Below are 12,107 nucleotides of genomic sequence, written 5' to 3' on the forward strand. Positions count from 1 at the left end.
TATTTCTTTAATTACTTTCTGAGCATAAATTTCCTAACGACATTAATACCGATTTTGTAAGGGAGTGGACGAACTACTTTGTCTGCTTCCTTTATCATTTTACGGATTGGTATATTCTGCGGGCAGTGCTGTTCGCATTTTCCGCATTCAATACACTGAGTGGCAAATGCTGGATCTTTTTTTAGTCCCACAGTCTGGGCATATCCAAATCTTGCTTCAAATTTACCCTCAAGAGCTGTCATATTGTAGCTTCTAAAAAGTGCCGGAATATCAACGCCTTTAGGACATGGCATGCAATATCTGCATCCAGTACAGCCTACAAGCTCTGTCTCCCTAATGATTTCCTTTACCTTTTCAATTACTTCAAAATCCTCTTTTGTAAATGAACCTGCCTCTGCATTTGAAGCTATACGGCAGTTTTCTTCTACCATTTCTATCGAATTCATTCCAGAAAGTACACAGGTTACTTCAGGCTGATTCCATAGCCATCTAAGACCATACTCTGCTGGTGTATAACCAGTAGGAGCCGCAGCAATCAGGTCTTTTGCCTTCTGGGGAAGGAGATTAACCAGTTTGCCTCCACGAAGTGGCTCCATTATCACTACTGGAATGCCTTTTTCTGCGGCGTGATCAAGTCCTCTTTTGCCTGCCTGTGTGTGCTCATCAACGTAGTTATACTGTATCTGACAAAAGTCCCAGTCATAGGCATCAAGAATACCTATAAAGTCCTCTGTATTTCCATGGTAGGAAAAGCCTATATTCCTGATCTGTCCGGACTTTTTCTTTTCCTCTATCCATTCTCTTATTCCGACGGCTTCAAGTTTATCCCACTGATTCATAGCGGTCATGTGGTGCATCAGGTAATAATCTACATAGGTGGTGCGAAGCCTTTTAAGTTCCTCTTCAAAGTACTTATCAAGGGCAGCTCTGCTTCCTACAAGATACTGAGGAAGCTTGGTTGCTATGTTGACCTTTTCTCGTATACCGTTTCTTTCAAGGATTTCTCCCAGAGCAGCCTCACTTCCAGGATATACATAGGCAGTATCGTAGTAGTTAACACCCATCTCGTAGGCTTTCATAATTTCTTTTTCTGTCTTATCTATATCGATTCCGCGTCCGCTTGTAGAAAAGCGCATACAGCCATATCCGAGAATTGAAATTGGTTCTCCATTTCGATTTTTTCTATACTCCATTGTAGCCTCTCAAATAAAACAAATTATCATTATTCCGTTAATATTATTTTGCATAATTATTGGTATTTTCACAAGTAATTATAGGATGTTTTATTTGTTTTGTAAAATTAAATTTTGTAAAATTTTAATTAAATGAATTTGTATGCAAGCATCCATTCGCTTGCCGGTCTTGTGCAACAAAAAGAGATGGCTCTCTTTTTGAATTAAAAAGAAAACCATCTCTCCAGAGTTATAATATTTTATTTTGAAAGACGGATAACATTCCAGCTGCGTGCAGGAAGTGTGCTTGTAAGGATTCCCTTTGTAGTCTTGGAATTCTTGGTAGCATCAACAGGCTTTACATTGTCTGGATTTTCCTCTGTGTTAACAGCCTCAAGATCCTTGTGTGTGAGTACGCTGTGCTCAACAACCTTGTAATCTGCAAACTGTCTAAGATCGCAGGTAAGTTCGAAGTCATCTTCAAGATTCTTGTTAACTGCAAAGAGTGTAAGTGTTTCATTCTCTTCATCAGCAACTACTACGCAGTCAACGTAAGGTGCATCGCCGTGCTTGGACTCATAGGTTGGAACCTTAACTACTGTATTGAGAACTTCTCCACGTCCATATACACTTGTCTGCATGTAAGGATAGAAGATTGTCTGTCTCCAAGCGCCTGTATCAGATGTCATGATAGGAGCGATAACATTTACAAGCTGAGCAAGACATGCAATCTTTACTCTGTCTGCATGACGGAGCATTGTGATCAGCATAGAGCCAACAAGGAGTGCATCCTCAAAGTTATATACATCCTCGAGCTGGTGTGGATGTTCAACCCACTTCTCAAGCTTCTTGTCCTGTTCATTAGAATGATACCATACGTTCCACTCGTCGAATGAAAGGTTGATATCTTTCTTTTTTCTCTTAACAGCCTTAACATAATCGCAAATGCTGACAACCTGGCTGATAAACTGATCCATAGCTACGCTGTTTGCAAGGAAGTTTGGTGTATCATGCTCTGCATTACCATAGTACTGATGGAGTGAGAGATAATCGATGTTGTCATAGGCACACTCAAGAACTGTTCTCTCCCAGTTACCAAAGGTTGGCATTGTAAGGTTAGATGAACCACATGCAACAGTCTCGATTGTAGGATCAACAAGTTTCATGATCTGTCCAGCAAGATCAGCCTTACGACCGTATTCCTCGGCTGTAAGATGTCCTGTCTGCCATGGGCCATCCATCTCATTGCCAAGGCACCAGAGCTTGATTCCATAAGGATCCTTGGCTCCGTTCTTGATTCTCATGTCTGCATACTTGGTGCCACCCTTGCTGTTACAATATTCTACAACATTCTTGGCATCCTCAATTCCTCTTGTTCCAAGGTTTACTGCATACATAGGCTGTGTCTTGCACTTTTTGCACCAGTCCATGAACTCATCAAGTCCAAACTGGTTTGTTTCTACAACGCCCCATGCAAGCTCTATTCTACGAGGTCTGTCTTTCTTGGGACCAACGCTGTCTTCCCAGTTAAAAGATGATACAAAGTTACCACCTGGATATCTGACGATAGGAACATTAATCTCCTGAATAAGCTTCATAACGTCCTTACGATAACCGTTTTTGTCTGCGAATTTATTGCCTGGCTGATAAATACCCTCATATACTGCGCGTCCAAGATGCTCAATAAAAGAGCCATAGATACGCTCGTCAACCTTACTGATAGTAAAGTCACGGTCAATACAAACCTGTACTTTATTTTCTACTTTTCCCTTTTTCATTTTAAATACCTCTAAAATAATTTAATGTTACATGAATAATATAATACAATCTTTAGAAAAAGAAAATGGAAAAACCACATTATTTTCTAAAAAAAATGATAATATATAATACAGTATCAATGATTGGAGTATATTTTTTTATGAGTAAAAAGAACACACTGCTAAGGCTTGGAATAATCTCTGCACTTTTCGGTGGAGCATATGCTTTTAGCAATTATATTTACAAGATTTCTTCCGTTCCGCACCAGCACACAGATGATGACAAGGACTTTGATCCATCTATAACAGATGGGCGCATGTTTGTCAGAAATCATCCAGACAGACAGGACATGTACATCGATGCTTTGGATCAGATAAAGCTCCATGCATCATACATCCCAGCAGCTTCAGAAAGCCACAGATATGCGATCATAATCCATGGTATTTGGGACAATCACGAAACTAACGGTATTTATGCAAGACACTACCTTGATAAGGGTATAAACTGTCTACTTCCTGATCTTAGGGGCTTTGGTAAGAGTGAAGGCAAGTATATTGGTTATGGCTATGATGACAGACTTGATATTATGGAATGGATCCATTGGATTATCAAAAGAGATCCAAAAGCCAGAATCTTACTTCATGGAATGAGCATGGGCTCTGCCACAACTCTTATGACTACAGGTGAACATCTTCCAGAGAATGTTAAGGCTGCAATTGCTGATAGTTCCTATACAACTCTTCGTGAACAGTTTGCTCATACTTACAAGATGTTTAAGGGTTCCTTTGTTCCTGTTCCTATAGCTCTTTTCCTATCAAGGATCATCATAAGGCTTAGAGCTGGCTATGATATCAACGAGGTTAATCCTATTGAAGCTGTGCAGAATTCAAAGACACCAACTCTTTTTATTCACGGAGATGATGACACATTTATCGATCCACATATGTGTTCAAGACTTTATGAGGCGGCAAACTGCCCCAAGCAGTATTGCATGATCTTAGGAGCTGGCCATATTGAAGGAGTGGTGAAAGATCCTGTTAACTACTGGAACAAGATTGACAGCTTCCTTGCTAAGGTTGAATTTTGAATATTTAAAGATAGTTAATCCCACTGAGGTTTCGACCGCAGTGGGATTTTTCGTTTATATGATATTTAGAGTTTTTAGTACAAAAAGCCAGAATGTCAGAGAAAATGAGCATCCAAAGGTAGTCATCATAACAATGCTGCTACTAAGTGTTCCTTCATGTCCCATATTTTTGGCCATTACAAAGCTTGATACAGTGGTAGCTGATCCAAGCATTACAAGAAGTACGATCACTTGCTCATTTCTAAATCCTATCTTGATCGCTACAAGCATGAACAGACCAACTAAAACAAATAATTTGATAAAGCTTGCCGCAATGGTTGGCTTTATTTTTTTAGCTGCCTTTTTAAATTCAAAGGTTGCCCCCATGGACATGAGTCCCATTGGTGTGGCCAGTGCGCCTATATCTTTTACCATAACTCCCATGATCTTAAGCATAGGAAGCTTTATGAGTGACCAGATAAGGCCACAGAATATACCAATGAGTATGGGATTTTTTAGTATTCCAAGCAGTGTTTTCCTGATAAGTTCCCTTCGCACAGTTTCCGAATCATTGTCCTCACTTGTGTATCTTCCAATGACGACAGATTTTGGCGCAGTCAGCATTAGTATCGTAACTGCAAAGATATTGTAAAGAGGCACACTTCCAATGATCATAAGTGGCGCCATTCCTACGCTTGCTTCTCCATATATGTTGTGGATAAAGGCAATACCAAGTAAAGCAGCACTACTGCGGTAGGAGCCTTGTATGAACTCTCCGCGCTCAGACTTATTTTTTACCAGCAGTTTGGAAATAAGGGTTATGAGGAAAATGCTGCAGAGCGTTGCAATTACGCAGAATAGAACGAATTTTCCATCCCAGGTTCCAGCAAAATCCTGCTCTGCCAAATCCTCAAATAAAAGAACTGGAAGTGCTATCTTAAATACAAATCTGTTCATCCAGGAAGCGGCTTTTTCATTGATTATATCCAGTTTATTAAATACGTAGCCCAATACCATCAGTAAGAATATTGGCAGAGTGGCATTGAGACTAAAGATCAGGTTGTCCATGCTTTCTTTTGCTTAATTATGTCCTTTCTGTAAGAGGTAAATACAAAAATATTAAAGCGCAATTGTTTGCACTACGCAAGGTTTTACATGGTTTTTGGCTATTTGCATATATTAGAAATATATTAAATTTCAAAAAATTTCGTTGACAATGAAATTTAATTGTGTAATCATTGGCATATCAACTTAGCTACGAGTTGATAAATATTAAAGAAAGCGAGGTAAGGAACTATGACAAACAGAGTGGCGAATTTATTTTTTGCAAAAGCGACATTTTTTGCTATCACTTTACCTCGGGCTGCGGTTTTTAGATAAAGGCTACTTTGTAGTAACTTAATCTGAATACTTTTTGTGACGTGTGTTCCCAGGTAAATGTGAATTGTTTACCTGGGATTTTTTTATGCATTTTAGAAACTAAATTTGAAACACACATCACTAAATTGCACCTGAGGAGAGATTGAAGAAACTATTAACTGTTTTTAGCAACAAGGGAGGGAAAATGACAACACTTGGAAGTTATGTGCGAAAGCACTGGGCAACATACACAATGGCAATACTTTTTATGATCATTGCTATTGCCCTTGACATGATGTTCCCTAAAGTAACAGAACGTATCGTTAACGAAGTAATTATTGGCCAGAATTTTACTTATTTCCCATTTCTGCTCTTAGCCATAATCCTTATCGGCGTTGGCAGAAGTGTATTTGGCTATTTTAAAGAATTTACCTTTGACAAAAACTGCATCACTATTGGAACTGAGATGAGAAAAGATCTCTTTGATCACATTCAGAGCCTTTCTCTTGACTATTTCGATGATTCCAGTACTGGTGAACTTATGGCCAGGGTAAAAGATGATATAGATAAAATTTTTCAGCTGGTTGGAATGGTGGCTATGAGAGGAATGGAGGTAACGCTCAACTCAGTGCTTATCCTCTACTTCATGTTCTCTATAAATGTGCCTCTGACTTTTTTGCCATTAACCTTTATGGTAATCTGCGGAACAACAGCTATTGTTATGGAGAAAAAGCTTGATAAGGTCTATGACGCTATAAGTGAAGAGAATGCCGAGATGACCACCACAGCAGAAGAAAATCTTGCTGGAGTAAGGACTGTTAAGGCCTTTGCAAGAGAAGACTACGAGATCAAGAAGTTTTTTAAGCATAACAAGAAGTACTATGACCTCAACATGGATGAGGCTAAGGCGCTTATAAAGTTTTACCCTGTATTTATGCTGGCTGGAACTCTTCTTCCAGTAGCCTGCGCTGTGCTGGGCGGAATAGCTGTTATCAATGGTCATATGACTCTTGGTGCTCTTACTGCCTATGTTATTTATGCCAGAAACTGCACCTGGCCTATGGAAGAACTTGGCTGGATCACTAACGAGTTTTCTAGCTCACTTGCATCCATGAAGAAGATCAAAAAGATCTATAGCGAGCATTCAACACTTAATATCACAGAAAAACCTGTTCACGTAGATACTGTAAAGGGCGCAGTGGAGTTTGATCATGTATCTTTGACTCTTGGCGAAAAAGAGATTCTTTCAGATATCAGCTTTAAGCTTGAGCCGGGAAAGACTCTTGGAATCATGGGGCAGACTGGTTCTGGTAAGTCTACTATCATAAATCTTCTCCAGAGATTCTATGATCCTACGGAAGGAAATATCAGACTAGATGGTAACAACATAGAAAAAATGGAGCTTGAACAGGTCCGCGAGGCAACTGCTGTTGTAATGCAGGATGTATTTCTTTTCTCTGATACCATCGAGGAAAATATCCGCATGGGTAGGCGGGATGACATGACAATGGAAGAGATCAAAGATGCAGCTGATAAGGCCAAGGCCAGTGATTTCATTGAAAAGCTTGATGATACTTACAAGACAGTTATTGGAGAGAGAGGTGTTGGTCTTTCTGGCGGACAGAAGCAGAGGATCAGCATTGCAAGAGCTATCTCCAAGAACGCACCTATTCTTGTGCTTGATGATTCAACTTCTGCACTTGATATGGAGACAGAATCTGAAATCCAGAAGACTCTTGATGAAATCGAGAGTACTACCAGGGTTATCGTAGCCCACAGAATATCAGCTGTAAGAAATGCTGATGAGATTATCTATCTTGATAATGGTCGCATCGCAGAGCGCGGTACTCATGAAGAATTACTAAAAATGAAGGGGCTCTACTACAACACGTATATCGCACAATATGGAGCTCCCGCTGAAATGGAGGTGAGTGCGTAATGGCAGCTAACTCATTTCGTGAAGATGAGAAAATGTCAAACACAGACAGGCGTAAGATATTTGCCCGCCTTATCCGTTATCTTAGACCGCATATTCCAGAGATCATACCAGTTCTTATTTCGCTGGCAGTTACTGTTTTTATCAGCCTTGTCAGCCCTCTTCTCATTGAATATGCAATTGATATACATGTTGCAAACAAGAATATTCCTGGACTCTTAACAATTGCCGGAATTATAGTAATTCTGGGAGTTGTCTATATTCTTTTTGTAAAAGTACGTATGTACATGATGAACAAAGTTGCAAATAAGGTTCTTTTGGACATCCGTCAGGAGTTGTATGAACACATCCAGACCTTGTCTTTTACCTTTTTTGACAACAGACCTACAGGTAAGATTCTTGCCCGTATAATTGGTGATGTTAATTCAATGAAAGATGTAATGGCCAATACCATTACAAATCTCATTCCAAATTTTCTTACAGTATTTGGCGTAGTCATCATCATGCTGATTAAAGATTGGAGACTTGCACTTGGATGCTTTGCATCACTCCCTGTGATGGTCGTAAGTATCTTTTGGATTCGTAATGTTAACCACAAGAGATGGCAGGATGTACGTAAGAAATCATCAAATATGAATGCTTATGTTCACGAGGACATAGCAGGTATCTCTGTTGTACAGAGCTTTCATGCAGAGGATGAGACCAAGAAGACCTTTAGAGAACTGGCTAATGCTCACAGAGATGCCTATATATCTGCCTGCAGAGCTGCAGATCTTTTTGGTCCATCAATTGATATGAGCTGGGCGATCAGTAGCATGGTTTTATATCTTGTTGCAGTTAAGTTTCTTGGCTATACATCTGCATCCATAGGACTTATCACTGCTTTTGCGAGCTATTCCAGTATGTTCTGGAGTCCTATCATGGGTCTATCCAATTACTATAATCAGCTGATCACTAATATCACAGCAGCTGAAAGGGTATTTGATATTCTTGATACTAAGGCTGAAATAGTAGATAAAGAAAATGCGACAGAACTGCCCGAAATTGAAGGGCAGGTAAGCTTTGAGAATGTTGGATTTACCTACGACGAAGGCACAGAAACTGAGACTAAGGTTCTTAATAATGTGAACTTTACCGTTAACCCTGGTGAAACTATTGCTCTTGTTGGTCCTACTGGTGCTGGCAAGACAACAATAGTAAACCTTATCAGCAGATTTTATGATATTCAAAAGGGTAAGATCAAGGTTGATGGTCATGACCTTACTGATGTTACAATAAACAGCCTTAGAAAGCAGATGGGTATCATGACTCAGGATAACTTTATTTTCCACGGAACTGTTCGTGAGAATATTATGTACGGAAATCTTGATGCCACTGAAGAGGATATGATTGCAGCAGCTAAGGCAGTTAACGCCCATGACTTTATCATGAAGCTTGAAAAGGGCTATGATACTGAGTTAAAAGAGCGTGGTGCTGGCCTTTCAATTGGTCAGAGACAGCTCCTTGCCTTTGCAAGAACTATGATCTCTATGCCTAAGATTCTCATTCTTGATGAGGCCACAAGTAGTATAGATACTCATACTGAGCTTCTTGTTCAAAAGGGTATCCAGGCTCTTTTAAAGGGCAGGACCAGCTTTGTCATTGCTCACCGTCTTTCTACTATCAAGAATGCAGACCGCATCTTTGTTATAAACAATGGTGGCATTATGGAAAGTGGTAATCACGACCAACTTATAGCAAAGCGTGGTGCCTACTACGATCTTTATATGGCTCAGTTTGCGTAAATATAATTGTTGACAATTTAAATTTTGCGTAGTAGTATTTTTAATAACTTAATACTTTAAACCAATGAAGCGGAGATAACGTCTATGATGCCTTCACAGAGAGCCTGATAAGCTGAGAACAGGTAAGAAACACATATTCAAATGGACCGCCGAGGGTGCAGTCAAATGTGCATCTTTTCGCACAGAGTATTCTGCAACGGAAGACTCCCGTTAGTAGTCAGAGATATGATGAAGTCTGATATATTCAGAATCTGTATCTTAAATAAGCGCGTAGTTTTCTACGAATTCAAGGTGGCACCGCGGATAGTATAATTGTACATTCGTCCTTGACAGAAGATTATTCTGTCAGGGACTTTTCTTTAAAAAAAGCGTTGAAAAGCGTTCTGGCAGATAGTCAGAACGCTTTTTCATTTACCTAAAAATCACAGAGAAAAGGAGAATTACAATGATCAAAGAAGCAATCGTAAAAATCGTAAACAAAGAGGATCTTACTTATGATGAGGCCTACACAGTAATGAATGAGATCATGAGTGGAGAAACCACACCTACTCAGAATGCGGCATTTCTTTCAGCTCTCTCAACAAAAAGCGCCAGAGCTGAGACAACAGATGAGATTGCAGGCTGCGCTACAGCTATGAGAGAGCATGCTACACAGGTAAATACTGGAATGGATGTGTTTGAAATCGTAGGAACAGGCGGAGACAATGCACACAGCTTCAATATTTCTACAACATCTGCTCTTGTAGCAGCTGCTGGTGGAATGAAGGTTGCAAAGCACGGTAACAGAGCAGCTTCTTCAAAATGCGGAACTGCTGACTGCCTGGAGGCTCTCGGTGTAAATATAGATCAGAGTCCTGAAAAGTGTGTTGAACTACTTGAAAAGGCTGGAATGTGTTTCTTCTTTGCTCAGAAATATCACACTTCCATGAAGTATGTAGGTGCCATCAGAAAAGAGCTTGGCTTTAGAACAGTATTTAATATTCTTGGACCTCTTACAAATCCTGGAAGACCTTCTATGCAGCTTCTTGGCGTTTATGATGATTATCTTATAATTCCACTTGCTCAGGTTCTTATTAGCCTTGGAGTAAAGCGCGGAATGGTTGTATATGGCCAGGATAAACTCGATGAAATATCCATGAGTTCTCCAACTTCTATCTGCGAGATCAAGGATGGCTGGTACAAATCTTACACCATCTGTCCAGAAGATTTTGGTTTTAAGACCTGCAAAAAAGAAGAACTTGTTGGTGGAACTCCTGAAGAGAACGCAAAAATCACAAGGGATATCCTCTCTGGCAAGGAGAGAGGTCCAAAGCGTGAAGCTGTTCTTTTAAATGCTGGTGCTTCTCTTTATATCGGAGGAAAGGCTGATAGCTTTGCAGATGGTGTTAAACTTGCCGCAGAAATCATTGATTCCGGCAAAGCTACTGAAACACTTGAAAAGCTGATTGAGATAAGCAATACAGAAAACGCAGCAATTGCCTGAATTTGATACATGATCAGATTTATATATAAGCAACTAGCTATGCCAAATACTTTAGAAAGAAAACAGACATTATGACAATTCTTGATGAACTGGCTTCTTACGCAAGCTTTAGAGTATCCGAGGCCAAGAAAAAAATATCAACTGAAGAAATGAGAAGAATGGCTGAAGAAATGCCAAAGGGAACTTTTGAGTTTGAGAAAGCTCTTTCTACACCAGGTATTTCTTTTATCTGCGAATGCAAAAAGGCATCTCCTTCAAAAGGTATAATTGCTCAGGATTTCCCATATCTTGACATTGCAAAAGAGTATGATGAGGCCGGCGCAGAATGTATATCAGTTTTAACTGAGCCTAAGTGGTTTCTAGGCGCTGATTCCTATCTTAAGAAAATTGCTGAAGCTGTGAATACTCCATGTATCAGAAAGGATTTTACAGTTGATGAGTACATGATTTTCGAAGCCAAGGCCCTTGGAGCAAAGGCGGTTCTCCTTATCTGTTCTATTCTTGATGAATGTCAGATAAGAGAATACTTAAATATATGCGATGATCTTGGCCTATCTGCTCTTGTGGAGGCTCATGATGAAAAAGAAATAGAGACAGCGCTCAGGGCATCTGCAAGAATTATCGGTGTTAATAACCGCAATTTAAAGGATTTTCATGTTGATACAAATAATAGCAAAAGGCTTAGAAGTTTAGTTCCAAGAGATGTTCTCTTTGTCTCCGAAAGCGGGGTAAAATCTGCAGAAGACATTAAAAATATCAAAGCTTTTGGAGCTGACGCGGTGCTTATAGGTGAAGCGCTTATGAAAGCTTCGGATAAAAAGAGCTTTCTACAAATGCTTAGATACGCTTAACCTTATATAAACAAAAAAGGAGGTGTATCGTGACAAAAGTTAAGATGTGCGGGTTTTTCAGGGACGAAGATATTCAGTTTGCAAATGAAGTTAAACCTGATTTCATCGGATTTGTCTTTTACAAAAAAAGTAGTCGCTACGTTGATAAAGAGACTGCAAAGCGCCTTAGATCAAGTCTTGATTCCAAGATAACTGTTGTAGGCGTTTTTGTTGATGAAGATATTTCTTTTATCAAGAAGCTTGTTGAAGAAAATATTATCGATAATATTCAGCTTCATGGTCATGAAAATGGCGATTACATCCGGCAGTTAAGAAAGAGTTTTGTACTAAACTCACCACTTATCATAAAAGCTGAAATAATAAAAACAAGTGAAGATATTGTAAGACTCCATGAGCAGAGCAGTTTTTATGATGCCAGCAACGGCTCAGATTCTGAACTTTCGCTGCCAGATTATTATCTTCTTGATTCAGGAATGGGTAGCGGTAGTTCTTTTGACTGGAATCTGTTAAAAGAGCTAAATAGGCCTATATTTCTTGCTGGAGGCCTTACTCCTGAAAATGTAAAAGAGGCAATATACATAGCCAAGCCTTTTGCCGTGGATGTAAGCTCTGGTATTGAGACAAACAAAGTTAAAGATATAGCTAAAATGAAGCGGTTTATAGAAAATGTCAGGTTATAAATTTGTTTTTGAGAATAA

9 protein-coding genes are annotated in these 12,107 nt (G+C 39.4%); 6 read left to right on the top strand and 3 right to left on the bottom strand.

Annotated elements, in window-relative coordinates:
* Positions 1-11 precede the first annotated feature (11 nt).
* Together G631_RS0109580 and arfA are read right to left on the bottom strand one after the other, a co-directional pair.
* Positions 12-1,193 (bottom strand): aldo/keto reductase, encoded by a 1,182-nt coding sequence (locus tag G631_RS0109580; protein WP_026489248.1) that lies wholly within the window; start codon positions 1,191-1,193, stop codon positions 12-14.
* 239 nt (positions 1,194-1,432) lie between these two features.
* Positions 1,433-2,950: an arabinosylfuranosidase ArfA gene (gene arfA, locus G631_RS0109585; protein WP_026489249.1), complete on the bottom strand. Its 1,518-nt coding sequence runs from the start codon at positions 2,948-2,950 to the stop codon at positions 1,433-1,435.
* Between the two features lie 140 nt (positions 2,951-3,090).
* Between arfA and G631_RS0109590 the strand changes: the two genes are divergently transcribed.
* Positions 3,091-4,017: an alpha/beta hydrolase gene (locus G631_RS0109590; RefSeq protein ID WP_026489250.1), complete on the top strand. Its 927-nt coding sequence runs from the start codon at positions 3,091-3,093 to the stop codon at positions 4,015-4,017.
* A gap of 54 nt (positions 4,018-4,071) precedes the next feature.
* Here the strand turns inward: G631_RS0109590 and G631_RS0109595 are convergent, their stop codons facing one another.
* Complete coding sequence (locus tag G631_RS0109595) at positions 4,072-5,064, bottom strand: AEC family transporter (RefSeq protein WP_026489251.1); 993 nt, start codon at positions 5,062-5,064, stop codon at positions 4,072-4,074.
* Between the two features lie 496 nt (positions 5,065-5,560).
* On the opposite strand from G631_RS0109595, the gene G631_RS0109600 reads away from it, so the two are divergent.
* The 5 genes from G631_RS0109600 to G631_RS0109620 all read left to right on the top strand — a co-directional run bounded on the left by G631_RS0109600 (position 5,561) and on the right by G631_RS0109620 (position 12,089).
* Positions 5,561-7,294, top strand: a complete 1,734-nt coding sequence (locus G631_RS0109600) for an ABC transporter ATP-binding protein (RefSeq protein WP_026489252.1) — start codon at positions 5,561-5,563, stop codon at positions 7,292-7,294.
* Positions 7,294-9,075: an ABC transporter ATP-binding protein gene (locus tag G631_RS0109605; RefSeq protein WP_026489253.1), complete on the top strand. Its 1,782-nt coding sequence runs from the start codon at positions 7,294-7,296 to the stop codon at positions 9,073-9,075. The genes G631_RS0109600 and G631_RS0109605 overlap by 1 nt, the downstream gene beginning before the upstream one ends.
* Positions 9,076-9,520: 445 nt before the next feature.
* Positions 9,521-10,558 (top strand): anthranilate phosphoribosyltransferase, encoded by a 1,038-nt coding sequence (gene trpD, locus G631_RS0109610; protein WP_026489254.1) that lies wholly within the window; start codon positions 9,521-9,523, stop codon positions 10,556-10,558.
* A 71-nt stretch (positions 10,559-10,629) separates the two neighbouring features.
* A complete protein-coding gene (gene trpC / locus G631_RS0109615; protein WP_026489255.1) occupies positions 10,630-11,409 on the top strand; it encodes an indole-3-glycerol phosphate synthase TrpC in 780 nt (259 codons plus the stop codon).
* A 29-nt stretch (positions 11,410-11,438) separates the two neighbouring features.
* Complete coding sequence (locus G631_RS0109620) at positions 11,439-12,089, top strand: phosphoribosylanthranilate isomerase (RefSeq protein ID WP_026489256.1); 651 nt, start codon at positions 11,439-11,441, stop codon at positions 12,087-12,089.
* Positions 12,090-12,107 lie beyond the last annotated feature (18 nt).

It is taken from the genome of Butyrivibrio sp. XBB1001, assembly GCF_000424505.1.
Classification (GTDB): Bacteria; Bacillota; Clostridia; order Lachnospirales; family Lachnospiraceae; genus Butyrivibrio.